This is a genomic window from Massilia sp. Root351, from assembly GCF_001425045.1.
GTDB lineage: Bacteria > Pseudomonadota > Gammaproteobacteria > Burkholderiales > Burkholderiaceae_D > Rugamonas.
Map to the genome: position 1 here is coordinate 441234 of NZ_LMDJ01000031.1, position 23910 is coordinate 465143.

General features: G+C 64.2%; 29 protein-coding genes. 19 read left to right on the forward strand and 10 right to left on the reverse strand.

All coding sequences use genetic code 11. The features are described 5' to 3' along the window. Positions 1-124: 124 nt before the first annotated feature. Positions 125-808, forward strand: a complete 684-nt coding sequence (locus tag ASD15_RS22020) for a response regulator (RefSeq protein WP_057157135.1) — start codon at positions 125-127, stop codon at positions 806-808. After that, positions 805-2226 carry a HAMP domain-containing sensor histidine kinase gene (locus ASD15_RS22025; RefSeq protein ID WP_229418296.1) on the forward strand — a complete coding sequence of 474 codons (1422 nt, stop codon included), beginning with the start codon at positions 805-807 and terminating at the stop codon, positions 2224-2226. The genes ASD15_RS22020 and ASD15_RS22025 overlap by 4 nt, the downstream gene beginning before the upstream one ends. 21 nt (positions 2227-2247) lie before the next feature. On the opposite strand, the gene ASD15_RS22030 is transcribed toward ASD15_RS22025, so the two are convergent. From ASD15_RS22030 to map, 4 genes are all read right to left on the reverse strand, one after another. Further along, entirely contained in the window at positions 2248-2919 is a 672-nt protein-coding gene (locus ASD15_RS22030; protein WP_057157136.1) for a flagellar brake protein, read from the reverse strand. Between the two features lie 210 nt (positions 2920-3129). Beyond that, a complete protein-coding gene (locus ASD15_RS22035) occupies positions 3130-3879 on the reverse strand; it encodes a pseudouridine synthase (protein ID WP_200954047.1) in 750 nt (249 codons plus the stop codon). Positions 3880-3979: 100 nt separating this feature from the next. Beyond that, entirely contained in the window at positions 3980-6562 is a 2583-nt protein-coding gene (locus ASD15_RS22040) for a [protein-PII] uridylyltransferase (RefSeq protein WP_057157138.1), read from the reverse strand. Between the two features lie 7 nt (positions 6563-6569). After that, on the reverse strand, positions 6570-7418 hold the full coding sequence (gene map / locus ASD15_RS22045; RefSeq protein WP_057157139.1) for a type I methionyl aminopeptidase: 849 nt from the start codon (positions 7416-7418) through the stop codon (positions 6570-6572). A 253-nt stretch (positions 7419-7671) separates the two neighbouring features. Here map and ASD15_RS22050 point away from each other — a divergent pair, with 253 nt between their 5' ends. Continuing rightward, positions 7672-7926, forward strand: a complete 255-nt coding sequence (locus ASD15_RS22050) for a type II toxin-antitoxin system prevent-host-death family antitoxin (RefSeq protein ID WP_057157140.1) — start codon at positions 7672-7674, stop codon at positions 7924-7926. A gap of 198 nt (positions 7927-8124) precedes the next feature. Here the strand turns inward: ASD15_RS22050 and ASD15_RS22055 are convergent, their stop codons facing one another. The 3 genes from ASD15_RS22055 to ASD15_RS22060 are packed head-to-tail and all read right to left on the reverse strand — an operon-like array spanning position 8125 to position 9104. After that, positions 8125-8544, reverse strand: coding sequence for a DUF4019 domain-containing protein (locus tag ASD15_RS22055; RefSeq protein WP_082552042.1), 420 nt, complete (start codon positions 8542-8544; stop codon positions 8125-8127). A 41-nt stretch (positions 8545-8585) separates the two neighbouring features. After that, positions 8586-8681, reverse strand: coding sequence for a DUF1902 domain-containing protein (locus ASD15_RS33885; protein ID WP_157201071.1), 96 nt, complete (start codon positions 8679-8681; stop codon positions 8586-8588). 51 nt (positions 8682-8732) lie between these two features. Beyond that, entirely contained in the window at positions 8733-9104 is a 372-nt protein-coding gene (locus tag ASD15_RS22060; RefSeq protein WP_057157142.1) for a VOC family protein, read from the reverse strand. Positions 9105-9267: 163 nt separating this feature from the next. Here ASD15_RS22060 and ASD15_RS22065 point away from each other — a divergent pair, with 163 nt between their 5' ends. The 14 genes from ASD15_RS22065 (at position 9268) to ASD15_RS22130 (ending at position 19869) form a co-directional block, all read left to right on the forward strand. Continuing rightward, positions 9268-10218 carry an MBL fold metallo-hydrolase gene (locus ASD15_RS22065; RefSeq protein ID WP_229418297.1) on the forward strand — a complete coding sequence of 317 codons (951 nt, stop codon included), beginning with the start codon at positions 9268-9270 and terminating at the stop codon, positions 10216-10218. A gap of 23 nt (positions 10219-10241) precedes the next feature. Continuing rightward, positions 10242-10673, forward strand: coding sequence for a DsrE family protein (locus ASD15_RS22070; protein ID WP_082552043.1), 432 nt, complete (start codon positions 10242-10244; stop codon positions 10671-10673). A gap of 34 nt (positions 10674-10707) precedes the next feature. Continuing rightward, a complete protein-coding gene (locus ASD15_RS22075; RefSeq protein WP_229418298.1) occupies positions 10708-11076 on the forward strand; it encodes a helix-turn-helix transcriptional regulator in 369 nt (122 codons plus the stop codon). Between the two features lie 109 nt (positions 11077-11185). Further along, positions 11186-12538 (forward strand): sulfite dehydrogenase, encoded by a 1353-nt coding sequence (gene soxC, locus ASD15_RS22080; protein ID WP_057157144.1) that lies wholly within the window; start codon positions 11186-11188, stop codon positions 12536-12538. Next, a complete protein-coding gene (locus ASD15_RS22085; protein WP_057157145.1) occupies positions 12522-13619 on the forward strand; it encodes a c-type cytochrome in 1098 nt (365 codons plus the stop codon). Before soxC ends, ASD15_RS22085 begins: the two co-directional genes overlap by 17 nt. Positions 13620-13658: 39 nt before the next feature. After that, complete coding sequence (soxY, locus tag ASD15_RS22090) at positions 13659-14120, forward strand: thiosulfate oxidation carrier protein SoxY (RefSeq protein ID WP_057157146.1); 462 nt, start codon at positions 13659-13661, stop codon at positions 14118-14120. A gap of 33 nt (positions 14121-14153) precedes the next feature. After that, the gene (gene soxZ / locus ASD15_RS22095; protein ID WP_057157147.1) at positions 14154-14465 is read left to right on the forward strand and encodes a thiosulfate oxidation carrier complex protein SoxZ; all 312 of its coding nucleotides are present in this window, start codon (positions 14154-14156) and stop codon (positions 14463-14465) included. A gap of 58 nt (positions 14466-14523) precedes the next feature. After that, the gene (gene soxA, locus ASD15_RS22100) at positions 14524-15330 is read left to right on the forward strand and encodes a sulfur oxidation c-type cytochrome SoxA (protein ID WP_057157148.1); all 807 of its coding nucleotides are present in this window, start codon (positions 14524-14526) and stop codon (positions 15328-15330) included. A 10-nt stretch (positions 15331-15340) separates the two neighbouring features. Next, positions 15341-15964, forward strand: coding sequence for a sulfur oxidation c-type cytochrome SoxX (gene soxX, locus ASD15_RS22105; RefSeq protein ID WP_057157149.1), 624 nt, complete (start codon positions 15341-15343; stop codon positions 15962-15964). A gap of 5 nt (positions 15965-15969) precedes the next feature. Continuing rightward, positions 15970-17688: a thiosulfohydrolase SoxB gene (gene soxB / locus ASD15_RS22110; protein WP_200954049.1), complete on the forward strand. Its 1719-nt coding sequence runs from the start codon at positions 15970-15972 to the stop codon at positions 17686-17688. After that, a complete protein-coding gene (locus ASD15_RS22115) occupies positions 17685-18185 on the forward strand; it encodes a TlpA disulfide reductase family protein (protein WP_082552044.1) in 501 nt (166 codons plus the stop codon). Before soxB ends, ASD15_RS22115 begins: the two co-directional genes overlap by 4 nt. Further along, positions 18182-18727, forward strand: coding sequence for a thioredoxin fold domain-containing protein (locus tag ASD15_RS22120; protein WP_157201072.1), 546 nt, complete (start codon positions 18182-18184; stop codon positions 18725-18727). The genes ASD15_RS22115 and ASD15_RS22120 overlap by 4 nt, the downstream gene beginning before the upstream one ends. Beyond that, positions 18724-19227, forward strand: a complete 504-nt coding sequence (locus ASD15_RS22125; protein ID WP_057157152.1) for a heme-binding protein — start codon at positions 18724-18726, stop codon at positions 19225-19227. Before ASD15_RS22120 ends, ASD15_RS22125 begins: the two co-directional genes overlap by 4 nt. 84 nt (positions 19228-19311) lie before the next feature. Further along, complete coding sequence (locus ASD15_RS22130) at positions 19312-19869, forward strand: DUF302 domain-containing protein (protein ID WP_057157153.1); 558 nt, start codon at positions 19312-19314, stop codon at positions 19867-19869. Here ASD15_RS22130 and ASD15_RS22135 read toward each other — a convergent pair whose 3' ends face one another. The 3 genes from ASD15_RS22135 to ASD15_RS22145 form a co-directional block, all read right to left on the reverse strand. Further along, entirely contained in the window at positions 19870-20364 is a 495-nt protein-coding gene (locus ASD15_RS22135; RefSeq protein ID WP_057157154.1) for a hypothetical protein, read from the reverse strand. A gap of 97 nt (positions 20365-20461) precedes the next feature. Further along, a complete protein-coding gene (locus tag ASD15_RS22140; RefSeq protein ID WP_057157155.1) occupies positions 20462-21235 on the reverse strand; it encodes a hypothetical protein in 774 nt (257 codons plus the stop codon). Positions 21236-21295: 60 nt separating this feature from the next. Beyond that, positions 21296-21661 (reverse strand): hypothetical protein, encoded by a 366-nt coding sequence (locus tag ASD15_RS22145; protein ID WP_057157156.1) that lies wholly within the window; start codon positions 21659-21661, stop codon positions 21296-21298. A gap of 290 nt (positions 21662-21951) precedes the next feature. On the opposite strand from ASD15_RS22145, the gene rpsB reads away from it, so the two are divergent. Together rpsB and tsf are read left to right on the forward strand one after the other, a co-directional pair. After that, a complete protein-coding gene (rpsB, locus tag ASD15_RS22150) occupies positions 21952-22704 on the forward strand; it encodes a 30S ribosomal protein S2 (protein WP_057157157.1) in 753 nt (250 codons plus the stop codon). A 150-nt stretch (positions 22705-22854) separates the two neighbouring features. After that, complete coding sequence (gene tsf / locus ASD15_RS22155; protein WP_057157158.1) at positions 22855-23769, forward strand: translation elongation factor Ts; 915 nt, start codon at positions 22855-22857, stop codon at positions 23767-23769. Positions 23770-23910 lie beyond the last annotated feature (141 nt).

Genomic DNA, 23910 nt, shown 5'->3' on the forward strand with positions numbered 1-23910 from the left:
GGGAATGAGTTGGGAAGGCCTGCAGTGTGATGACTTGGCATGAAGCAAACCTGAGCCGTTCATGAAGATTCCATGAAGACAAGGCTTTAGCTGATCTTCAGCTAGCCGTGCTCTAATATGGGACATGAAAATACTGCTGATTGAAGATGACCTGGACCTGGGCAACGGCGTGCGCATCGCACTGGCCGACCAGGGCATGGACGTGGTGTGGACGCGCCGCCTGGACGACGCGGCGCGCCAACTGGAGAGTGGCGGCTGCGACCTGGTGCTGCTGGACCTGGGACTGCCGGACGGCGACGGCATCACCTTGCTGACCCGCTTGCGGCGCGAACGGCGCGACCTGCCGGTGCTGATACTGAGCGCCCGCGACGCGCTCGGCGACCGCCTGCGCGGCCTGGACTCCGGCGCCGACGACTACCTGGTCAAGCCCTTCGAACTGGCCGAGCTGTTGTCCAGGGTGCGCGCGCTGGCGCGGCGCAGCTATGGTTTCGACGGCGAAACGCTGGAGCTGCGCGGCCTGGAGCTGCACGCCCCCACGCGCCGCGTTAGCGCCGGCGGCAAACCGGTTGACCTGACCGCCAGCGAGTACGAGTTGCTGAAGATGCTGATGATGCGCGCCGACCGCGTGGTCACGCGCCGCATGCTGGAAGAGCAGGCCTTGCCCGGCTCGCAGGCCAACGCCAGCAATTCGCTGGACGTCCACATGGCCAACCTGCGCCGCAAGATAGGCGAGGGCTATGTGCGCACGGTGCGCGGCGTCGGCTACGTGATCGACGGCAAGGCGCCGGCCGGCATGGGGCCCGCTTGAGCGGCCTGCTGCGCGGCCTGTGGCGCCGCATATCCCAGCCCAGCCTGGTGCGCCGGCTGCTGCTGGCGCAGTTGCTGCTGCTGACGCTGTTGTGGACCATGTTTACCGGCTATATCACCTATGAAACGGGCAACGACCAGGCGGCCCTGCACGAGGAAAACCTGTACAAGACCGCGCTGGCCGTGGCCGACAACCTGGCCGGCCAGCCCGAGCGCCGGCATCAGACGCTGGCGCTGCTGGATGCCGCCGCCACCGCCGGCTACGGCATGGGCGACCCGATCCTCGCCGTCAGCATGCTGGTGAGCCAGGACGGCCGCGAGATATTCCGTTCTCCCAAGGCGCCCGAAGGGGCGCGGCATGTGGACGTGCCGGGCAAGGTGGTGGTGATGGGCACGGGCGAGCGCCGCTGGCGCGCGCGCACCATGCGCGCTCCCGATACCGGCAGCCTGGTAACGGTGATGACGCCAGCCGGCGGCTGGTTCGTGTTCGTTACGCTCAATTCGCGCGGCTTCTATCTGCTGCCGCTGGTGCTGAGCCTGCCGTTGCTGGTGCTGCCCGCCTGGCTGTCGATTCGCCTGGCACTGCGGCCATGGAGCAACGTGGCGCGCGAAGTGGCCACGCGCGGTCCGCACAACCTGGCCGCGCTGGGCTACAGCGACCGCCACCAGGAACTGTCGGACATGGTGGACAGCATCAACACGCTGATGCAGAGCGTGGCGGAGAGCCAGTCGCGCGAACGCAGCTTCATTGCGGACGCGGCGCATGAGCTGCGCACGCCGCTGGCTGCCATGCGGGTGAACGTGGAAGCCTTGCTGGGCCAGGCCGGCGAGGGCCGCGACCGTACCTTGCTGAGCGGTATCGTCAGCAGCGTGAAGCGCGCCACCAGGCTGGTGAGCCAGCTGCTGACCTTGATGCGCAGCGACGCCACCGCCGGCGATGAAACCGAGCGCGTGGCGCTGGACGAGCTGCTGCAGGACAGGCTGGCCGTGCTGTCCGGCCTGGCTGCCGCGCGCGGCGTGGAGCTGGAACTGGCGGCCGAGCCGGACGTGGCGGTGCAAGGCCAGCGCGAGAGCCTCATTTCGCTGGTGGACAACCTGGTGGAGAACGCCATCAAATACGGGCCGGAAGGCGGCGTGGTGCGGGTGGCGCTGCGCCGCGCGGGCGTGCCCCGTGGCGTAGGCGGGCCGGCGCCGCTGGCGCTGCTGGCCGTGGAGGACCAGGGGCCGGGCATCGCGCCGGCGCTCCGGCAGCGGGTGTTCGACCGCTTCTTCCGCGACCCTGCGCAGTCGCAGGGCGGCAGCGGCCTCGGATTGGCGATCGCGCAGGCGGCCGCCGCCCGGCATGGCGGGCAGGTCGCGTTGCTGGATGGCGAAGAGGGCGGCTTGCTGGTGGAGGTGACGCTGCCGCTGGCGAAATGAGCGGGCGCGGGCTGGCGCAGCTTAGCGCTTGTGGCGCGAATTCATCTTGTCGATCAGCTTGGCCAGGTCGTCCTTCATGGCCTCGGACATGTTCAAGAACTGGCAGCCGATCTGCACCTGCTCGCCGAGCAGGAAGGAGCGGTAGGTGCGCGACAGGCGGATTTCCAGGTCGGCGATGATTACCGCGTCCGGTCCCAGTTCCAGCCGCACGCGCTGCAGCTTGCGGCCCACGTGCAGGCCCTGCGAGTCGCGCGGGGCGCAGCGCATGCCGACGCCGCCCTGCGAAAAGTCGTACAGCTGCAATTCATACGGTTTGCCGTTCAGCACGAACGACGCCGTGAAGTACACCCCCAGCGGCGTCTCCAGCCGCGCCGTGGCGCGCCGGTTCAGCACCTGGCAGCGTTCCGGGAATTCCAGCGGGATCAGGTGCGGCTGTTCCGGCAGCGCGTTCCAGGCCGGATCGCTCAGCGTGAACTGCAGCTTGGCGCTGCGCAGCCAGGCCACGAAGGTGGCTTCGCCCGGGGGCAGCTTTTCCCCCTCGTTCAGTTCCAGCACGAAGCGCGGCTGATCGTCCGACACCGACTGGATGCGCGCCATGACCACGTTGGTGCTGCTCGCAGGATAGACGGAAACGGCGTCGCCGTTCTCCGCCAGGATCGCCAGCGAATCGCCGATATCATCCACATCCGTCATCTCGTGCGGTTTGGAACCCGCCGCTATGGGTTCGACGGCATCTTGCAGCCGGGGCGGACCTTTGCGGAATTCGTTAGGGATAGGATCGTTCACAGCTGCGTGTCTCTTTGATAATGGGCGGTTTCCGGCCGGTCCGGGTAGTTTACAAGCATATCAGGACTTTGGCTTGCCAAACAGCAAGGAAAAGAGGATGGCTTCCAATATCTGTGGTTAAAACTGCTCGCCCGCCTTCAGATAGCGCCACTGGCCTTCCGGCAAGTTGCCCAGCTTGACCTTGCCGATGCGCACGCGCTTCAGGCCGACCACCCGCAGCCCCACCATCTCGCACATGCGGCGGATCTGGCGCTTTTTACCTTCGCGCAAGGTGAAGCTGAGCTGGTCGTCGTTCTGCCAGCGCACCTTGGCCGGCAGCAGCGGCTTGCCGTCCATCCACAGGCCGTGGTTCAGTTTTTTCAGGTCCGAGTCCGGCAGCTTGCCTTCCTTGGTGTACTGTACCCGCACCAGGTATTCCTTGTCGACGTTTGTGGTCTCGCCGATCAGGGTCTTGGCGACGCGGCCGTCCTGCGTCAGCACCAGCAGACCGACCGAGTCGATGTCCAGGCGGCCGGCGGGCACCAGGCTGCGCAGCTGGGTGGGGTGGAACTGCTCGGGCGCGTCGCACTCGGCCCAGCGGTTTTCCGGCTTGATGAGGGCGATGGCGGGCGTGTAGCCGTCTTCGGCCTGGCCGCTGACGAAGCCGACCGGCTTGTTGATCAGGATGGTGACGCGCTTGGACTGCTCGGCGGCCGCCTGGCGCTCGACGGTGACGCGCTGGCTCGGGTAGATCTTGGTGCCCAGTTCGGACACCACCTGGCCGTCCACGCGCACCCAGCCACGCGCGATCCATTCATCGGCTTCGCGGCGGGAGCACAGGCCCAGTTCGGACATGCGTTTGGACAGGCGTAAGAGTTCTTCAGACATTTTCTTCGTTCGTTATTGGCGGGTGAGGGCTACGGCCAACCCGCCCTACGTGTTCCACATTGCCGTAGGGCGGGTTAGCGCAGCGTAACCCGCCGTGGGGTTAAACCTTTAATGCTTCCAGCAGGTCGGTTTCCAGCTGGAGCTGGTTGCGTGCGTTGTTGAGCGCGGCGCCGTCGACGAGGAACACGTCCTCGACCCGCTCGCCCAGGGTCATCACCTTGGCCGTGTGCAGGTTGATGCGGTATTTGGTCAGCACGTTGGCGATCGAGTACAGCAAGCCGGTGCGGTCGTTGGCCGCCACCGACAGCAGATAGTACTGGCCCCGTTCGTCCGGCCGCAAATCGACGGTCGGCTGGATCGGGAAGGTGCGCGACAGGCGCGACAGGCGGCCCTTGGTCGGCGAGGGCAGTTCGGCCTGCGACTGCAGCAGTTCGCACAGTTCGTGCTCGATCAGGCTGATGATGTCGCGGTAGCTCTTGGCGAAGTTCTGCTCCGTCACCAGGAAGGTGTCGAGCGCGTAGCCGTGGCGCGTGGTGTGGATCTTGGCGTCCAGGATGCTGAAATTCTTGCGGTCGAAATAGCTGCAGATGCGCGCGAACAGGTCTGGCTGGTCCTGCACGTAGACCGCCACCTGCAGGCCCTCGCCGATCGGCGCCAGCCGGCACTTCACCACCGGCTTGGTGCTGTCCAGGCGGTCGTACAGCGCGCGGGTTTGCCAGGCGATGTCGGAGGCGTCGTGGCGCAGGAAGTAGGCCATGTCGAGCTGCTTCCACAGCGGCTCGTGCGCGTCCGGCGGCAGGCCGTACAGGCGCAGCGTGGCCAGCGCTTCCTGCTGGCGGTTCTTCAGTTCGCGGTCGGCCGAATGGGGCTCGCCACCCAGCACGCGCAAGGTGATGCGGTACAGGTCCTCCAGCAGCTTGGCCTTCCACGCGTTCCACACCTTCGGGCTGGTGCCGCGGATGTCGGACACCGTCAGCAGGTACAGCGCGGTCAGGTGGCGCTCGTCTTTGACCAGCTTGGCGAAGGCCTCGATCACGTCCGGGTCCGACAGGTCCTGCTTCTGCGCCACTTGCGACATGGTCAGGTGCTGCTCGACCAGGAAGGTCACCAGTTCGGTGTCGGTCTGGTTCATGCCGTGGTCCTGGCAGAACTGCGCCGCGTCGGCCACCCCCAGCTTGGAGTGGTCGCCGCCCCGGCCCTTGGCGATGTCGTGGAACAGCGCCGCCACGTACAGCAGCCAGTGGTTGGGGAAGTTGGCCATCAGCTGGCTGCAGAACGGGTATTCGTGCGCGTGCTCGGTCATCGTGAAGCGGCGCATGTTACGCACCACCATCAGGATGTGCTGGTCCACCGTGTAGACGTGGAACAGGTCATGCTGCATCTGGCCGACGATCTTGCGGAAGTTGGGCAGGTAGCGGCCCAGCAGCGACAGTTCGTTCATGCGGCGCAGCGCGTGCAGCATGCCCACCGGCGCCTGCAGGATGCGCAGGAAGTAGGCGCGGTTCACTGGATCGTGGCGGAAGGCCGCGTCGATCTTGAAGCGTTCGTGCCACAGCGCGCGCGTGGTGCGGGCCGTCATGCCTTTCAGGGCGGGGCGCTCGGTCATCAGCACGAACACTTCCAGCATGGCCGACGGGGTTTGCACGAAAGTATCGTCGGCCGCGATGTCGATGAAGCCGTTTACTTCGTTGAAGCGGGCGTTGATCGGCGTCTGTTCGCAAGGCTGCGGGAACAGCTGCGCTTCGATGTTTTGCAGCAGGATGGTGTTCAGCTGGGTCACCGTCTTGGCCGCCCAGTAGTAGCGCTGCATCAGGAATTCGCTGGCGCGGCGCATGTGGGCGCCGCTGCCTTGCGCGGTCAGGCCCAGGGTTTCTGCGATGGCGGTCTGCACGTCGAACACCAGGCGGTCTTCGCGGCGGCCGGCGTGCAGGTGCAGGCGCACGCGGATGTCCTTGAAGGCGCGTTCCTTTTCCATCAGCTGCTTCGCTTCGGTCTGCGTAATCAGGCCGCCGGTGGCCAGCGTGCGCCAGGACGTGGCCAGGCCGGCCGCCTTGACCATCCACAGGATCACCTGCAGGTCGCGCAGCCCGCCGGGGCTTTCCTTGCAGTTGGGCTCCAGGCTGAAGGGCGTGTCTTCATATTTCGCGTGGCGCTGCTTCATTTCCAGCATTTTCGCGTGGAAGAAGGCTTGCGGGTCCATGGCTGCGTTGTAGCGGGTTTGCATCTCGTCGAACAGCGCCTGGTTGCCGCACACCAGGCGCGCTTCCAGCAGGCTGGTCTGCACCGTGATGTCGGCCTGCGACTCGCTCATGCACTCGTCCACCGTGCGGATGCTGGAGCCGATTTCCAGGCCCAGGTCCCACAGCAGCTGCACCAGCTCTTCCAGGCGGGCGCGGGTGTCCGCATCCGGCGCCTGGTGCAGCAGGATCAGCAGGTCGACGTCGGAATAAGGGAACAGCTCGCCGCGCCCGAAGCCGCCCACCGCCACCAGCGCGGTTTCGGGCGGCAGCGCCGCTTCCTGCCACGCGGTGCACAGCACGCCGTCCACCACCTGGCGCAGGTTGCGCAGCAGTTTTTCGGGCATGCCGTCCTCGCGGAAACCGGCGATGACGGTCTGGCGGCCGGCTTTGAGCTGGCTTTTCAGCTGCTCGCGCAGCTCCTTCTTCATGGCGGCAGCTGGCATGCGCAGGTCAGGCGGCGGCAGGGGCTGCGGCCGGCCCTGCTGCGGATGCTGCCTGGACGGCGATGATGGCGGGCGGCGGCGGGGTGCCGGCCGACATGGTCAGCACTTCGTAGCCGGTTTCGGTCACCAGCACGGTGTGTTCCCACTGCGCCGACAGGCTGCGGTCCTTGGTCTTGATGGTCCAGCCGTCGTTCATCTCGCGGATTTCGCGGCGGCCGGCGTTGATCATCGGCTCGATGGTGAAGATCATGCCGGCTTTCAGTTCGTCCAGCGTGCCGGGGCGGCCGTAGTGCAGCACTTGCGGTTCTTCGTGGAAGACCTTGCCGATGCCGTGGCCGCAGAATTCGCGCACCACGCTGTAGCCGGCTTTTTCAGCGTGCTGCTGGATCACGTGGCCGATATCGCCCAGGTGCGCGCCCGGCTTGACCTTGGAAATGCCCAGCCACATGCATTCGTAGGTGATGTCGGACAGGCGCTTGGCCAGGATGGATGGTTCGCCGATAAAGAACATGCGGCTGTTGTCGCCATGGTAGCCATCCTTGATGACGGTGATGTCCAGGTTCACCACGTCGCCGTTTTTCAGCACCTTGTCGCCCGGGATGCCGTGGCAGATCACGTCGTTGACGGAGGTGCAGATGGCTTTAGGGTAGGGCGTGTAGCCGGGCGGGCAATAGTTCAGCGGGGCCGGGACGGTGCCCTGCACGTTGACCATGTATTCGTGGCACAGGCGGTCGAGTTCGCCGGTGGTGACGCCCGGTTTGACGAAAGGAGTGATGTAATCCAGCACTTCGGAGCCGAGGCGGCCTGCAACGCGCATGCCTTCGATGTCTTCGGCGGTATGGATGGTAATAGCCATGGGGTAGGTAATCTGTGTGAAATGTATAGGTGAAATTATAAACGACCCACCACCTTCTCGCGGGATTCATGTCGTTGTTGTTTTGGCAATCTTGGCTGGGGAGGGGGTTTAGGCGGCTGGTGCAATGGATGTTTGCGGCTGTAACCTTCCCCCGCTGCCGGCGCGCAGCAGTCTTGCCGCAGGTCTATCCACGGTGGCCACGCGCTTGAAGTACGGGAGAGGGTGTACTTACTTCAAGTGTGTGGAGGAAAAAATGGGCGCGACAAAATTGACGAGCAAGGAATTCGATCCCGATGCTGGCCAAGCCAGGAAGCCCGCCAGCGAAGAGCCTGTATTCATCTGCAAGCATGGCAAACCGGCGTATGTGCTGATGAGTATTGCGGAATTTCAACGCATTACCTCGGGCGGGCGGACAATTGCAGACCTGTTGTATATGCCGGAAGCGGCGGAGTTGGATATCGAATTCCCAGCCGCGCAAGACTTGGCTCGGCCCGCTGAATTTTCCTAAATGTTCATTCTGGACACGAACGTCATTTCGGAACTGCGCAAAGCGGGCAAAGGCACTGCTGATGCCAACATGCTTGCCTGGGCAACCGGCATCCCGGTGGTCAACCTGTATTTGCCCGCAATCACGATCCACGAACTGGAATTAGGCATATTGCTTGCCGAGCGGCGCGACATAAAGTGCTCGGCGCCGGCGCGCCCGCTACCGGAGGAAGTAGCCGGAGACTTTCCAGTTGCCGTCCTTGGCGCGTGCTGGCGTGACGGTTTCGACCGCATCCGGCTTGTTCGCAAAGGTGCTGGCGTAGACGATGACAACGTATTCGCCCTCCGGCGCTCCTGGCGGGTTCTTGGCGAACGTGGCCGATTTCACTGTCCTGCTTTTCAGCGGCCCAAGGGGCGCCCTGAGGGCTTGCAGCGCCTGTGTCCAATCCGACTGCGACACCGCCTTCTGGAACGGCTCCGCCGCTTCGGTCCAGGTTGAGGCGGCCCGGTTGCTGTCCGCCAGAGCAAGCCAGCTGCCTGCGGCGGCTTTAGCCTGCTCGACATCTTGCGCGCTTTGTGCCTGCGCCGTCAGGCTGAGGGTCATGCTTGCGCATGCGAGGAATTGTAAGATGCGTTTCATTGAAGTCCTTGTAAGCCAATAGGATTTGTCAGGATAGCATCTCACCGTAAGCTGAAAATGCGAGCATCTTCGCTGTCCGCAATCCAGACTTGCGCTTCCTCGTCCCAGACAGCCACAATTTCCAGCGGGGTTTCCATAGAATGACTATAAGCAGGAAACCTTCGGCCGCAAGCTGCCGCAACGGCCACTTATACGTGCTGGTCAAGGAAGACCGGGTTGCCGTCCGGGTCCAGCAGGATGGCGTAGGCGGGGCCGGTGGTGGTTTCGTCGGCTTCGGCGGTCAGGGTGACGCCGTCGGATTTGAGCTGGCGCTGGATCTCGCGGATGTCGGTGAATTCGGCCAGCGGCTGGGCGTTCTGGTCCCAGCCGGGATTGAAGGTGAGGGTGTTTTTGTCGAGCATGCCCTGGAACAGGCCGATGATGTGCTCGCCGTTCTTGAGGATGAGCCATTTGTTGGCCAGGTCGCCGCCGAAGGGTTTGAAACCAAGTTTCTCGTAGAAGGCCAGCGATGCTGCGATGTCCTTTACGGCCAGGCTGACAGAGAATGCGCCGAGTTTCATGTTGTCTCCAGGAGTGTGGTCAGGAAGATAATACTACAGGGTTGCTGGCCGGACATGACCTAAGCTTGGTCCTTTGTGGCAAGATGGTAAACATCTAACTTGCGAGGATAGTCATATGCGCATATATGCCGCCGCATCCGGCAGGGCGATGCAGGGGTTGCTCTTGCTCTTGCTGTTGCTGGGATGCGCGCAGGCCGCCGCATCCGCGCCGCCGCTTGCGCTGACGCCGATTAAGCTGACGCCGATCCAGGTGGCGCCCCAGGTCTATTACTTCCAGGGCCAGGCCGGCATGGCGAGCGTGCAGAACAAGGGCTTCATGTCGAATGCCGGTTTTGTTGTCACGCGCGACGGGGTGGTGGTGTTCGACGCGCTGGCCACGCCGGTGTTGGGCGAGGCCATGCTGAAGGCGATTGCGGGCGTGACCGCGCAGCCGGTGCGCCGGGTGGTGGTGAGCCACTACCACGCCGATCATTTCTACGGCCTGCAAGCGTTCAAGCTGCAGGGCGCCGAGATCTGGGCGCATGGCGCGGGCAAGGCCACGCTCATGTCCGAGTTCACGCAGACCCGCCTCGCCGAGCGCCGCGCGTCGCTGGCGCCGTGGGTGGACGGCGCCACCCGGCTGCTGGCCGCCGACCGCTGGCTGGAGTTCGGCGCGGACAAGCAACTCAAGTTCGAACTGGGCGGCACGCGTTTCACGCTGCTCGACGTGGGCGGCGCGCATTCGCCGGAGGACTTGATGCTGTATGTGGAGGACGCGCAGGTGCTGTTCGCGGGCGACCTGTTCTTCACCGGCCGCATCCCATTCGTGGGCGAGGCGGACAGCAAGGCCTGGCTGCAGGCGCTGGCGCGCTTTCCCGCCGCGCCCAAGGTGGTGATCCCCGGCCACGGTCCCGCGTCCAGCAAGCCGCAGGCCGATCTGGCGCTGACCACCAGCTATCTGCTCTATCTGCGCGAGCAAATGGGCAGGGCGGTGGCGGACATGCAGACCTTCGACGAGGCTTACCAGCAAGTGGACTGGAGCCGCTTTGAGCAGTATCCTGCGTTCAAGGAAGCCAATCGCATCAACGCCTACGGCACCTATCTGCTGCTTGAGCGCGAGAGCCTCGGCAAATAACAAAACCAACCTGAGGAGATTTCATGAAGCTGCTGCGCACTTTCTTCGCTGTCCTGTTTGCGCTACTGGCGCTGATTCCCGCTGCCGCTACGGCTGCCACGCCGCAAATCAAGGTGGTCTACCACGTCAACAACAGCGACGGCGCCACGGCCGTGTTGAACAACATCCGCAACCACCTGAACGCCAGCCCTGCGGCGAAAATCGTCGTGGTCACGCACGGTCCCGGCATCGACTTCTTGCTGGACGGCGTCAAGAACGCCAACGGCAATCCTTACGATATCCCGGTGCAGGAACTGGCCGATCGCGGCGTGGAGTTCCGGGTCTGCAAGAACACGCTGGACGCGCGCAAACTGGACAAGTCGAAACTGCTGCCGGAGACGAAGATCGTGCCGTCCGGCGTGGCCGAGATCGCGCGGCTGCAAGCGGAGGAGGGCTTCGTCTACCTGAAGCCTTGATATAATTGTTCCCCCAACCGTCGATGAGAATTCCGTGGATAACCGCTTAAGCAAAGAGCAGATGGCCGAATTGTTCGAGGAAGTCTCGAACGTCTTCTTTTTGCTGTCCGAACCGACGCGCCTGAAAATCCTGCACAGCCTGTGCCACGGCGAACGCGCCGTCAACGAGATCGTGGCGGAAATCGAGGCCAGCCAGGCCAACGTGTCGCGCCAGATCAATATGCTGTTCCGCGCCAAGATCCTGGCGCGCCGCAAGGAGGGTACGCAGGTCTACTACCGCATCGACGATCCCGCCACGCTGGGCATCTGCCAGAACGTGTGCGCGCGTGTCAGCGCCGACATCCTGGCCCGCAGCGGCCAGCGTCCCGAACCGCAGCCCATCCTGGTCGCGGCCGAAGCCTGAAACCGGTATTGGCCGTGTTTTTTTGCCACATCGCGAAATTTCTTTTCGCAAATATGCGTGATTAGTCATATACTCCAGTTCAAGCAGTCAACAAGAATGAGGAGACGGCATGGCGGGCGAAGCATCTAAGCCTGGGCGCATCTTGCGCGCCCCTGAAAATTTCGTGGATAGCCAGCTGGCGCTGGACATCACCAACAATGGCATGAACGACCAGCGGCGCAGCTTCCTGCGCAAAAGCTTCCTGGCCGCCGGCGCGGCCATGGCGAGCGGCACGGCCCTCGGCCAGGCGCCAGCCGGCGGCGACCCCGCCATCCTGAAGCTGCCGGAGCATTCCACGTCGTTGGGCAAACCGGTGGCGACCAACCCTTACGGCATACCGTCGCGCTTCGAAGGCGCGCTGCAGCGGCGCGAGTCGCCGGGCCTGACGCGCGTGAATGCGGCCTCCGTTTCGTTCACGCCGCTGCAAAGCCTGTTCGGCATCATCACCCCCAGCGGCCTGCATTTCGAGCGCCACCACCAGGGCTGGCATGACATCGATCCAAGCCAGCACCGGCTGATGGTCAATGGCCTGGTGCGCCAGCAAAAAGTCTACAGTATGGACGACCTGATGCGCCTGCCGTCCGTGTCGCGCATGCACTTCATCGAATGCGGCGCCAACACCGCCATGGAATGGGGCAATGTCGCGGTGCCGTCGGTGCAGTATTCGCATGGCATGCTGAGCTGCAGCGAGTTTACCGGCGTGCCGTTGTCGGTGCTGCTGGATGACTGCGGCTACGACAAGAAGACCGCCCGTTTCGTGCTGGCCGAAGGCGCGGACGGCTCCGGCATGACGCGCACCATCTCCATCGAGCGCGCGCTGGACGACGTGATCGTGGCCTGGGCCATGAACGGCGAAATGCTGCGTCCCGAGAACGGCTATCCGCTGCGCCTGGTGGTGCCGGGTGTGCAGGGCGTGTCGTGGGTGAAGTGGCTGCGCCGCATCGAGGTCGGTGACCAGCCATACGCCACCAAGGACGAGGCGATCCATTACGTCGATGCGATGCCGGACGGGATGTACCGCCAGTACACCGGCATCCAGGAATGCAAGTCCGTAATCACCACGCCGTCTGCGGGGCAGCGGCTGCTCGATACGGGCTTCTACAACATCACCGGCCTGGCCTGGTCGGGCAGGGGCAAGATCAAGCGCGTGGATGTATCCACCGACGGCGGGCGTAACTGGCGCACCGCACGCCTGGAATCGCCGCTGCTGCCGAAGTGCCTGACCCGCTTCAATATCGACTGGACTTGGGACGGCGCGCCGGCCGTGCTGCAGGCGCGCGCCATCGATGAAACCGGCTACGTGCAGCCGAAGATCAACGAGCTGCGTGCCGTACGCGGCACGCGCTCCATTTATCACAACAACGCCATCCAGTCTTGGCAAGTGGCAGCGTCCGGGGAGGTGTCGAATGTCCAGGTTTATTAAGGCAGCCGTGGCGCTGCTGTGCGCCGCCGCTTCGTGCACGCTGCTGGCCGCACCGCCCTACGCCAATGTGGGCCGGTCCGCCACGCCGCAGGAAGTGGCCGCATGGGATATCGATGTGCGGCCCGATTTCAAGGGCTTGCCCAAGGGTTCGGGCAGCGTGGTCAAGGGCATGGAAGTGTGGGAGGGGAAGTGCGCGTCCTGCCACGGTACTTTCGGCGAGTCCAATGAAGTATTTACGCCGATAGTCGGCGGCACGACCAAGGAAGATGTCAAGTCCGGCCGGGTGGCGTCGTTGCGCGACAACAAACAGCCGCAGCGCACCACGATGATGAAGGTGGCCACGGTGTCCACGCTGTGGGACTATATCAACCGCGCCATGCCGTGGACCGCGCCCAAGACGCTGACCACGGAGGAAGTGTATGCGGTAACCGCTTATATCCTGAACATGGCGGAAGTGGTGCCCGACGACTTTGTGCTGTCGGACCGGAATATCGCCGAAGTGCAGGCGCGCATGCCGAACCGCAACGGCATGACGCAGGCGCATGGCATGTGGGACGTGAAGGGCAAGCCGGACGTGCGCAGCACGGCCTGCATGAGCAACTGCGGCGACGTGAAGCTGCGCTCGGAACTGCCCGAGGCGGCGCGCAATGTGCACGGTGACCTGGCCGCGCAGAACCGCAGCTTCGGTGCAGTGCGCGGCGTGGACACCACCCAGCCTGCGCCTCGGGCCGCGCTGGTGGGCAGGGCGCCGGTGGCTGCCTCGACTTCCAGCGCGCTTGCCGTGGCAGCGGTGTCCGCGCCGGCGCCGGCCGTGGCCAAGGCGCCGACCGGCGGACTGGCGCTGGCCAAGCAGAACGCGTGCATGGCTTGCCACGGCGTGGGCAACAAGATTGTCGGCCCGGCGCTGCGCGACATCGCCGCCAAGTACAGGGGCGACGCGGCGGCGGCGCAGCGCCTGGCGGGCAAGGTGAAGGCGGGCAGTGCGGGCGCCTGGGGACCGGTGCCGATGCCGGCCCAGGGCCATTTGAAGGACGAAGACATTGCAGTGATGGTCGGCTGGATACTGGACGGCGCCAAGTAGGCGCACTCCGGGCAGCCATATTAATAAAGGGAGACTTCAATGAATCAGAATCGACGGGATGCCCTGCGCATCGGTTCCATCCTCGGCCTGGCAATCACGGCCGGCCTGCTCAAGCCAAGCGACGTGTTCGCCGCCGACTGGCAGGCCAGCGTGTTCGACGCCAAGTCGCTGGAAGCTGCGCTGAAAGCCATGGGCGGCGACACCTTCACCACCAGCAAGGACGTGGCCGTAACCGGCCCGGACATCGCCGAGAACGGCGCCGTGGTGCCCGTGTCGGTGTCGAGCAGCGTGCCGAACACCGAAATGATCGCCATCCTGGTGGAGAAGAATCCGAATCCGCTGTCGGCCAGCTTCAAGATCCCCGCCGGCACCGAAGCGGCGGTGAGTACCCGCGTGAAAATGGGTGGCACCTCGAACGTGCACGCGCTGGTGAAGGCGGACGGCAAGTGGTACGTCGCCAGCAAGGAAATCAAGGTCACCCTCGGCGGCTGCGGCGGTTGATACGCTCCTACTAACCAATTCAAGGAATACATCATGGGCAATCCGATGCGCATCCGCGCCAACGCCAGCGGCGACACCGTCGAAGTCAAAGTGCTGATCCGCCACGACATGGAAACCGGCCAGCGCAAAGACGCTTCCGGCCAGGCGGTGCCGGCGCACTTCATCCAGACCCTGGTCGCCACCTGCAAGGACAAGGTCGTGCTGGACGCGCAGTTCGGCACCTCGGTGTCGAAAGACCCCTTCCTGTCCTTCAAGTTCAAGGGCGGCGCCAAGGGCGACAAAGTGGTCGTCAAATGGACCGACAACAAGGGCGACAGCCGCACCGACGAAGTGGTCGTCGCTTAACAGTAGCACCCGGCAGCAAGTGGCGCAGACCACCCACCTGAAAAGAAACGGAGACGCAATGAAACGGACTAGCTCCTACCTGATGGCCGCACTGGCCGTGTCCGCGCTGGGCACGGCCCTGGCGCAGACCTCTGCCACCGACGAAATCGCAAAGTACCGGCAATTGCTGGCCGACGGCAATCCCGCTGAGCTGTGGGAAATGCGCGGCGAAGAGTTGTGGATGAAAAAGGACGGCCCGCGCGAGGCCACGCTGGAACAGTGCGACCTGGGCAAGGGGCCGGGTGTGCTGAAGGGCGCCTACGTTGAACTGCCGCGTTACTTCAAGGACGTGAACAAGGTGATGGACCTGGAGCAGCGCCTGGTGCACTGCCGCACCACCCTGCAGGGCCTGAGCCCGGAGCAGGCCACCAAGACCCCGTTCGGCGCAGCCGGCAAGCAGTCCGACATCGAAGCGCTGGTGTCCTACATCACGGCGCAATCGAAGGGCATGAAGATGGCGGTCTCCACCCGCCACCCGCAGGAGAAAGCGGCCTACGAGATCGGCAAGAAGCTGTTCTATTACCGAGGCGGCGCGCACGATTTCGCCTGCGCCACCTGCCACTCGGCCAATGGCCAGCGCATCCGCCTGCAGGAGCTGCCCAACATCCTGAACAAGACCAACGCGCAGGCGGCCTACACCACCTGGCCGGCGTACCGCGTGTCGCAGGGCGAAGTGCGCACCATGCAGCATCGCCTGAACGACTGCTTCCGCCAGCAGCGTTTCCCGGAACCGGTCTACGGTTCGGACCTGATCACGGCGTTGACCATGTTCCTGGCCAAGAATGCCGATGGCGGCACCTACAACGCACCGGCGCTGAAGCGCTAAGGAGAACCGCATGAAATATAGCGCATTGATGTTGGCCTCCGCCGCAGCCTTCGGACTGACCGCCCAGCCCTCGCTGGCGGCCGACTACGAGAAGCAGGCGCAGGAACTGATGAAGGCGGACTTCCGCTCCAAGGGCCCGGCCACAGTGGAAGGCGTGCTGCAGCAGGACGACGCGCAGAAACTGTGCAGCCAGTATCCGGCGCCGGAAAAGCGGCCCAAGAAGCTGGCCGCCAAGCTGGAAGCCGAGCAGCTCAAGCTGGTGAAGTACCCTTCCGACGGCCAGTACATGGGCCGCTGGCAGGAAGGCGAGAAGATCGCCCAGAACGGGCGCGGCATGCAATCGTCCGACAAGCCGGGGGCGCCGAACGGCGGCAACTGCTACGCCTGCCATCAGCTGGCGAAGGCTGAAATCTCGTTCGGAAACATCGGCCCGTCGCTATACCAGTACGGCAAGCTGCGCGGCGACAGCGAAGCGGTGCTCAAATACACCTGGGCCAAGCTGTATAACTCGCAGGCCTTCAGCGCCTGTTCCAATATGCCGCGCTTCGGCCACAAGGGCATCCTCGACGAACAGCAGCTGAAGGACGTGCTGGCGCTGCTGATGGATCCGGCTTCTCCGGTCAACAAGGACTGAACTTCATGGGCCTGAATCGACGCGAATTTATACAGGTCCTGGGCATTGCCGCCGCTGGCGGCATGGCGCTCAATTCCAGGGGCGCGCTGGCAGCGCAATCTGCCGATGCGCTGTACTCCCTGCCGCGCTACGGCAACGTCCATTTCCTGCACTTTACCGATTGCCACGCGCAGCTCAAGCCGGTGTACTTCCGTGAGCCCAGCGTGAACATCGGGCTGTTCGAGGCGGAAGGCAGGATGCCGCACCTGGTGGGCGAGCACCTGCTGCGGGCGGCCGGCGTCAAGCCGAACACGCCGCAAGCCCATGCCTTCACCAGCCTCGATTTTGAACGCGCGGCAGCCACGTACGGCAAGGTGGGCGGCTTCGCGCACCTGGCCACGCTGGTCAAGCGCATGAAGGCGTCGCGGCCCGGCGCCTTGCTGCTGGACGGCGGCGACACCTGGCAGGGTTCGGCCACCGCGCTGTGGACCAGGGGCCAGGATATGGTCGATGCCTGCCTGGCGCTGGGCGTGGATGTGATGACGGCGCACTGGGAGATGACGCTGGGCGACAAGCGGGTGCAGGAGATCGTCGACAAGGACTTCAAGGGCAAGGTCGATTTCGTGGCCCAGAACATCAAGACCAACGACTTCGGCGACCAGGTGTTCAGTGCTTACACCATGAAGGAGATGAACGGCGTGCAGGTGGCGGTGATAGGCCAGGCCTTCCCGTACACGCCGATTGCCAATCCGCGCCACTTCATCCCCGACTGGAGCTTCGGCATCCAGGAGGAGAACATGCAGAAGACGGTGGACGAGGCGCGCGCCAAGGGCGCCAAGGTGGTGGTGGTGCTGTCGCATAACGGCATGGACGTGGACCTGAAAATGGCCTCGCGCGTGCGCGGCATCGACGCCATCATGGGCGGCCACACGCACGACGGCGTGCCGGCGCCTGTCGTCGTCAGCAATGGCGGCGGCAAGACGCTGGTGACCAATGCCGGCAGCAACAGCAAATTCCTCGGCGTGCTGGACTTCGACGTGCGCGGCGGGCAGGTGCAGGGCTACCAGTACCGCCTGCTGCCGGTGTTCTCCAACATCCTGCCGGCGGACCGGGAGATGGATGCGCTGATCACGCGCATCCGCGCGCCGTACGAGGGCAAGCTGAACGAGCGGCTGGCGGTCACCGAAGGCACGCTGTATCGCCGTGGCAATTTCAACGGCAGCTTCGACCAGCTGATCGTCGATGCGCTGATGGACGTGAAACAGGCCGAAATCGCCTTCTCGCCGGGCTTCCGCTGGGGCACCTCGCTGCTGCCGAACAGCCCCATCCTGATGGAGCACCTGATGGACCAGACCGCGACCACTTACTCGCACACCACCGTGTCCGAGCTGAGCGGCGCCACCATCAAGACCATCATGGAGGACGTGGCCGACAATCTGTTCAACCCGGACCCGTACTACCAGCAGGGCGGCGACATGGTGAGGGTAGGGGGCATGAGCTACGCCATCGATCCGAAAGCGAAGATGGGTGCGCGCATCCAGGACATGCGCCTGAACGGCAAGCCGATCGACGCGGCCAAAGTGTACAAGGTGGCCGGCTGGGCGCCGGTGGCCGAGGGCGCGAGCGGCGAGCCGGTGTGGGACGTGGTGGGGACGTGGCTGCGCAGCCAGAAAGCGGTCAAGCCGCGCAAGCTGAACGCGCCGCGCCTGATCGGGGTGCAGGGCAATCCGGGCATACTGGCATGATGCGGCGGGCCGCAGTGTTCGCCGCGTTTGCTGCGGCCGGGCTGCTTGCTGCCCTGCCCGGCGCCGCCGCTGCGCCTGCGGCTCCGGCACTGCCCGCGTTTAAAACACTGGACGGCACGCTGCTTGCGCCCGCGCGTTTCGCTGGCAAGACTACCGTTGTGGCGTTCTTTTCCAGTAGCTGCCCGTTCTGCGTGAACGAGGCACCCAAGCTGCAAAAGCTGTATCGCGAAAACAGCCGGGTGCTGGCCGTGGTATCGGTGAACATCGAGGCGGGCGATGCGGCGCAGGCGGCAAAGGCCGCCGCCTGGGTCCAGCGTTTCGGGCTAACCCACGCAGTCACAGCGGATTACCGCGCGTTCGAGGCGGCGCTCGGCAAGCCGAAGGGCATCCCGGCGCTGTATGTGTTCGACCGGCATGGCAAGCTGGTACGAAGCGAAATCGGCGAGATGCTCGACGAGGATTTCGACGACATTGCCCGCGAAGCGCGCAAGCCATGAAGACGGCATTGGCGGCGGCTATGCTGGCGATGTTGGCCAACGCGGTCAACGCGGCCGCTTCGGCCGCCGCGCCCGCCGCCAAGGCCAATGCCGGGACATCGGCGGCGACGCCCCCGGCGTCTTTGCCGCCGGTCCCGCTGGCATTGGACCTGCAGCGCGATGGTATCGCCGCGGCGCGGACGGGCATGCCGCTGGTGCTGTTTTTCTCGCTGCCGGACTGCCGCTATTGCCACACCGTGCGCCACAGCTACCTGGCCCCCATGCAGCACAGCCCGTACGTCGTGCGCGAAATCGAGGTTGGCGGCAGCCTGGCCGTGACCGGACTGGACGGCGCGGCCACCACGCACGCCGCGCTGGCGCGCCGGTTCGGCGTGCAGTTCGCGCCAACCGTGCTGTTCCTCGGCCCGGCCGGCGCCGAGCTCGCGCCGCCGCTGAAAGGCGGCGACACCGCCGGCATGTACGGCGCCTACCTCGACGCGCGCCTGGCCACGGCGCGGCATGCCATCTCCGCCACATTACGCCCCGAAAGGAAAGCCCCATGAAACAAGCCATTACCAGCGTCCTGGCCGCCGCCATCCTGCTGGGCGCGCCTTCTGCCGCCCTGGCCGCCGACGCCAGCTATGCCATCCGCCTGATGACGCCCGAAACCGCGCTCAAAGCCGCATCGGCCGCACTGGCCGCTTGCCGCAGCGGCGGCTTCCAGGTGGCGGTGGCCGTGGTGGACCGCAGCGGCCAGATCCAGGCGGTGCTGCGCGACCGCTTCGCCGGCGCGCACACCCCGGAAACGGCCGTCAACAAGGCCTGGACCGCCGCCAGCTTCAAGATGAACACCACCGACCTGGCCAAGGCCACGCTGCCGGGTTCGGCTTCCAGCGGGATCCGCGCCATCCCCCGCGTGGCGGCCATCGGCGGCGGCCTGCTGATAGAAGCGGCCGGCGCGCCCTACGGCGCCATCGGCATCTCCGGCGCCCCGTCCGGCGACCAGGATGACAAATGCGCCCGCGCGGGCCTGGACGCCATCCTGGACGACCTCAACCTCTGATCCGCCGCGTTCCGCCGCGCAGCCCTTGCGCGGCGCCCGCCTTGCCACTATGCTCGCGTTTTGCCAGCCATAGAAGGGCGCCCCATGCGTAGCACCATCAGGATTGCCGTGACCGGCCTCGCCGCAGCGTGCTGCCTGGCTTTGGCCGCATGCGGTACGGCCGGCACGGCCAGCCCCGGCGGCCCGGCCGGTGGCGTCTTGGCGCGCGCGGCCGGCCCGGGCAGTCCAGCCCCCGGCCTCACCTGGGCGCTCAAAGTGCAGCCCGGCGTCACGATAACCGAGATAGAGGATGCTTTCGCCAGCGTCGCGGCCGAGGACAACATCCGCGCGGTGGGGGAGTTGCCGCTGTCCAAAGAGCTGGAACTGCGCGCCGGCAAGCCCGGCAAGTTCCTCAAGGTGTATTCCTATTGCGACCCCGCCGCCGCGCGCACCATGGTCGACTTCAACCCCAGCATGGCCGCGCTGCTGCCGTGCCGCATCTCGGTGGTCGAGCAGGACGACGGCCTGTGGATCTACACCATGGATATGGACATGTTAATTAATATGCAAGGCGAGTTGCCGCCCCATGTCGGCGCCACCGTGCAGCGCGTGCGCGCCACCATCCTCAAAATGCTGGATCGCGGCGCGCGCGGCGAGTTTTGATCAGAAGCGGCGATGTCCCGTATCCTGCTCGCAGCGGCCGTTGAACTTGATCATGCCTTCCACCGTGATGACACCGCTGACGCGGTTGATGGTCAGGGTCGGCTTGTTCAAGCCGTTGAGCCTGAAGCGGGCGCGGATTTCGTCGTGTCCGACAATCAGGTCATCCAGGTCCCACCAGCCGTGATCGCCGCCTGAATTGATTGGCGGCACCAGCTGCTTGGGCATCTTGATGCTGCCCTGGTCGCCGTGGATGGACACGTTGACGGCGGTCTCGAACGAGGCTTTGCCCGTCTCCACTGTGGACTTCGGTTCGTACTTGTGCTTTTCAGCGTTCCACTGGTAGCCGCTGTGGGTTTCCACTGTCAGCTTTTCCGCGCCGCCGTAGCAGACCAGCTGGATATCGTCGCGCCGCTCGCGCCGGTCGTCATCCCGGTCCTGGGCGTGGACATGGCCGGCGGCAACGGCTATGAATAGAAGTGCGGTCAGTGCTTTCATCTGGTCTCTCCTAAGGATGGGGGGGGGCGTAGCCAAGGCGCTCAATGCCGGCGGAAGGTGTGGAGCTGGTCTTTGCGCAAATAGTGCAGGCCGAATATCAGGCCGCCGGACGGGCCGGGCAGTTGGTAGTCCCCCGCAGCGCGGGCGATGATGTAGTCCGCCCCTTCCTCGACGATGTCGGCGTTGCGGCCAAAACCAGTTCAGGCGGGAGCATGCCTGCCACCCGGGTGCAGGCCAGTTGGAGCGTGCCCACGTCGGCCTTGTACAGCACCTTGCTCAGTTCGCCGCGCGCATCTTTCTCCAGCATGCCGCGCAGGGCGGCGGCGCCGAGCAGCATCTCCCCGTGCATCTTTTCCAGCATGGCCGGCCCCGCTTCCTTCAGCGCGGCGGCGGCATAGGCGCTGGGCAGATGGGTCATGTAGCGCCCGGTCCAGTTAGCCGACTGCATGCGCGCAACGAGCGCCACGCGGAACTGGTCGTCATCGCAGTCGAGCAGGTAGGCCAGCGGGTGCAGGTTGAGGCCCTTGCCGTCCTTGCTGAGCAAGGGGCTGCCGGCCATGGCTTGCTGCATGACGGCGTACGGCTCCACGCTGGCATATTTGGCCGCCAGTTGCGCCGCGTCGTGGTGGTGCAGCAGCGCCGTCGCGGCCTCCGTCACGAACGGCACGGGCACCAGCAAGCCTGCCGCGCTCTCGCGGGAGATCAGGATGAACTGGCTGTGCGGGACCGGTGTGCTTGCCTTGGGTAGCTCGGCCGGCAGCGCGCGCGCCAGCACTACTCCGGCGGCCAGGGCGCCCGGCGCGGGCGCGGTGCTGTGCCGGATCGTGCCGCAGCCTGCCAGCAGCAGGGCGGCGAGTATGGTCCATCGCATGCGTGCTCTTTCCTGTTGTTATCCGAGTCAGAATAGCAGGAAGATAACACAGGCGCGGGCTCAGGAGAGGCGGCCGAAAGTAAGAAACAGCCAGGCGGCGGTAATGACCACCATGCCCGAAATGGTGAGGCAGGACCAGGTGAAGAACCAGGCCGACAGCAAGGTGGCCTGCAGCGCGCGCTCGAACAGGAAGCCCAGCGCGAAATCCAGGGCCGCCACCACCGACCAGCGCCGCAGGTAGACCGGCAGGTAGCGGCTCATGAAGCGGTTGTGCGCCAGCGCCGCGTGCCGCTCGAACAGGTCGCGCGCCGCGCTCACGTCCCTGAACAGCCAGTCGAAGAACATGAAGCGGTAGAGCAGGGTCCTGAACGGCATGGCCGGGCTGTGGTCTTGCTGAAGGTCGGGCTGCGACGCGTCCTTGTCCATGGGCTCTCCAAGTTGAGTTGAAGATGAGAGTGGCAATGCCGTTTCGCTCATCATACGCCTACCCGCGCAACGCCGCGCGCGCGAAATTGCATCCAATGCAAGCTTATCGGGCCGAAGGCCGTTGCCGCGCTTGCCTAAAACGGCGTTTTCAGAGTAGAATTTCGGGTTGCTTGAATTCGTTTTTGAGCAAGGTAGTAAATCCTTAAATTTTTTTAAACGCGAATCCGGTCGCCAAGGGTGCCTGTCACAGGGTGACTGATCGGATTCCAGACCCAAACCCTGGAGCTAATATGTCCGTAACTATGCGTGAAATGCTGGAAGCCGGTGTCCACTTCGGTCACCAAACCCGTTTCTGGAACCCAAAGATGGCTCCGTTCATCTTCGGCCACCGCAACAAAATCCACATCATCAACCTGGAAAAAACCATGGGCATGTACCAGGAGGCGATGAAGCACGTTCGCCAACTGGCATCGAACCGTGGCACCATCCTGATGGTGGGCACCAAGCGTCAAGCGCGCGAAATCATCGCTGCTGAAGCGCAACGTGCTGGCGTTCCTTACGTTGACCAGCGTTGGCTGGGCGGCATGCTGACCAACTTCAAAACGATCAAGACCTCGATCAAGCGCCTGAAAGACATGGAAGCGCAAATCGAAGACGGTTCCGTTGAGAAGCTGTCGAAAAAAGAAGCGCTGATGTTCCAACGCGAGATGGTCAAGCTGCAAAAGTCCATCGGCGGTATCAAGGAAATGGGCGGCGTTCCTGACGCAATCTTCGTCGTGGACGTTGGCTACCACAAAGGCGCCATCACCGAAGCCGCTAAACTGGGCATCCCAGTCATCGGCGTGGTCGATACCAACCACTCCCCAGAAGGCGTAACCTACGTCATTCCAGGCAACGACGACTCCTCGAAAGCGATCACGCTGTACGCTCGCGGTGTGGCCGACGCCATCCTCGAAGGCCGTGCCAACTCGGCAGCCGACGTGCTGGAAACGATCAAGACCGCATCTGGCGACGAGTTCGTAGAAGTCAGCGAACAAGCCTAATTGGCCGCCTGCCGCAAGGCAGGCTTCCATGCAGCAAATCAGCAGTTTAAAAGGGGTGGCATCTGCTCCCCCTTTTTTTTAACGACAGCGTATGGGCGTGCAGGCTTGCGAGCCACCCCATACCACTCACCGAATACACAGGAGAATTACATGGCAGCTATTACTGCAGCGATGGTAGGCGAACTGCGCGCGAAAACCGACGCGCCTATGATGGAATGCAAAAAAGCCCTGACCGAAGCCGAAGGCAACATGGACAAGGCTGAAGAACTGCTGCGCGTTAAGCTGGGCGGCAAGGCTTCCAAGGCTTCCTCGCGCATCACCGCCGAAGGCGTGGTGGCGACTTACATCGCCAACGGCGTTGGCGCCCTGATCGAAGTCAACTCCGAGACCGACTTCGTTGCCAAGAACGACGACTTCCTGAACCTGGCCAACACCGCGGCCCGCCTGGTTGCCGAAAACAATCCGGCCACCGTGGAAGCCCTGCTGGCCCTGCCAGCCGGCGAAGGCAAGACCCTGGACGAAGTGCGCACCGCCCTGATCGGCAAAATCGGCGAAAACATGTCGATCCGCCGCTTCCAGCGTTTCGAAACCACCGCCAAGCTGGCGTCGTACCTGCACGGCACCCGCATCGGCGTGATGGTTGAGTTCGAAGGCGCGGACGACCAGGTCGGCAAAGACGTGGCCATGCACATCGCCGCCATGAAGCCAGTGTCGCTGTCGGCTGACCAGGTGCCTGCCGAACTGATCGAAAAAGAGCGTTCGGTTGCCCAGGCCAAGGCCGACGAAGATGCAGCCCAGGCTGCCGCTGCCGGCAAGCCAGCTCAGTCGGCTGACATCGTCGCCAAGCGCCTGGAAGGCTCCGTGCAGAAGTTCCTGAAAGAAGTGTCCCTGCTGAACCAGGCCTTCGTCAAGAACGACAAGCAGACCATCGAAGCCATGCTGAAAGCGAACAACGCCTCCGTGAAAGCATTCACGATGTACGTGGTTGGCGAAGGCATCGAGAAGAAGGTAGACGATTTCGCTGCTGAAGTTGCAGCGCAAATGGCTGCCTCCAAAGGCGCATAATTAAAAGCGGGCCGCAAGGCCCGTTTTTTTAAGCCCAAACCACTTGTCTCTTGCTTTAGTGCAAGCGAGTGGTGCAGCAAGCGGAGGTCCGGTTATCATTATGCGTTGCATAACCTTGCCTTCGTAGCCTCACCCGAATAA

Coding starts and splice junctions, on each gene's coding strand:
- ASD15_RS22020 (WP_057157135.1), top strand. CDS start 125: ATGAAAATACTGCTGATTGAAGATGACCTGGACCTGGGCAACGGCGTG.
- ASD15_RS22030 (WP_057157136.1), bottom strand. CDS start 2,919: ATGACGGATGTGGATGATATCGGCGATTCGCTGGCGATCCTGGCGGAG.
- ASD15_RS22035 (WP_200954047.1), bottom strand. CDS start 3,879: ATGTCTGAAGAACTCTTACGCCTGTCCAAACGCATGTCCGAACTGGGC.
- ASD15_RS22040 (WP_057157138.1), bottom strand. CDS start 6,562: ATGCCAGCTGCCGCCATGAAGAAGGAGCTGCGCGAGCAGCTGAAAAGC.
- map (WP_057157139.1), bottom strand. CDS start 7,418: ATGGCTATTACCATCCATACCGCCGAAGACATCGAAGGCATGCGCGTT.
- ASD15_RS22050 (WP_057157140.1), top strand. CDS start 7,672: ATGGGCGCGACAAAATTGACGAGCAAGGAATTCGATCCCGATGCTGGC.
- ASD15_RS22055 (WP_082552042.1), bottom strand. CDS start 8,544: ATGAAACGCATCTTACAATTCCTCGCATGCGCAAGCATGACCCTCAGC.
- ASD15_RS33885 (WP_157201071.1), bottom strand. CDS start 8,681: ATGGAAACCCCGCTGGAAATTGTGGCTGTCTGGGACGAGGAAGCGCAA.
- ASD15_RS22060 (WP_057157142.1), bottom strand. CDS start 9,104: ATGAAACTCGGCGCATTCTCTGTCAGCCTGGCCGTAAAGGACATCGCA.
- ASD15_RS22070 (WP_082552043.1), top strand. CDS start 10,242: ATGAAGCTGCTGCGCACTTTCTTCGCTGTCCTGTTTGCGCTACTGGCG.
- soxC (WP_057157144.1), top strand. CDS start 11,186: ATGGCGGGCGAAGCATCTAAGCCTGGGCGCATCTTGCGCGCCCCTGAA.
- ASD15_RS22085 (WP_057157145.1), top strand. CDS start 12,522: ATGTCCAGGTTTATTAAGGCAGCCGTGGCGCTGCTGTGCGCCGCCGCT.
- soxY (WP_057157146.1), top strand. CDS start 13,659: ATGAATCAGAATCGACGGGATGCCCTGCGCATCGGTTCCATCCTCGGC.
- soxZ (WP_057157147.1), top strand. CDS start 14,154: ATGGGCAATCCGATGCGCATCCGCGCCAACGCCAGCGGCGACACCGTC.
- soxA (WP_057157148.1), top strand. CDS start 14,524: ATGAAACGGACTAGCTCCTACCTGATGGCCGCACTGGCCGTGTCCGCG.
- soxX (WP_057157149.1), top strand. CDS start 15,341: ATGAAATATAGCGCATTGATGTTGGCCTCCGCCGCAGCCTTCGGACTG.
- soxB (WP_200954049.1), top strand. CDS start 15,970: ATGGGCCTGAATCGACGCGAATTTATACAGGTCCTGGGCATTGCCGCC.
- ASD15_RS22115 (WP_082552044.1), top strand. CDS start 17,685: ATGATGCGGCGGGCCGCAGTGTTCGCCGCGTTTGCTGCGGCCGGGCTG.
- ASD15_RS22120 (WP_157201072.1), top strand. CDS start 18,182: ATGAAGACGGCATTGGCGGCGGCTATGCTGGCGATGTTGGCCAACGCG.
- ASD15_RS22125 (WP_057157152.1), top strand. CDS start 18,724: ATGAAACAAGCCATTACCAGCGTCCTGGCCGCCGCCATCCTGCTGGGC.
- ASD15_RS22130 (WP_057157153.1), top strand. CDS start 19,312: ATGCGTAGCACCATCAGGATTGCCGTGACCGGCCTCGCCGCAGCGTGC.
- ASD15_RS22135 (WP_057157154.1), bottom strand. CDS start 20,364: ATGAAAGCACTGACCGCACTTCTATTCATAGCCGTTGCCGCCGGCCAT.
- ASD15_RS22140 (WP_057157155.1), bottom strand. CDS start 21,235: ATGCGATGGACCATACTCGCCGCCCTGCTGCTGGCAGGCTGCGGCACG.
- ASD15_RS22145 (WP_057157156.1), bottom strand. CDS start 21,661: ATGGACAAGGACGCGTCGCAGCCCGACCTTCAGCAAGACCACAGCCCG.
- rpsB (WP_057157157.1), top strand. CDS start 21,952: ATGTCCGTAACTATGCGTGAAATGCTGGAAGCCGGTGTCCACTTCGGT.
- tsf (WP_057157158.1), top strand. CDS start 22,855: ATGGCAGCTATTACTGCAGCGATGGTAGGCGAACTGCGCGCGAAAACC.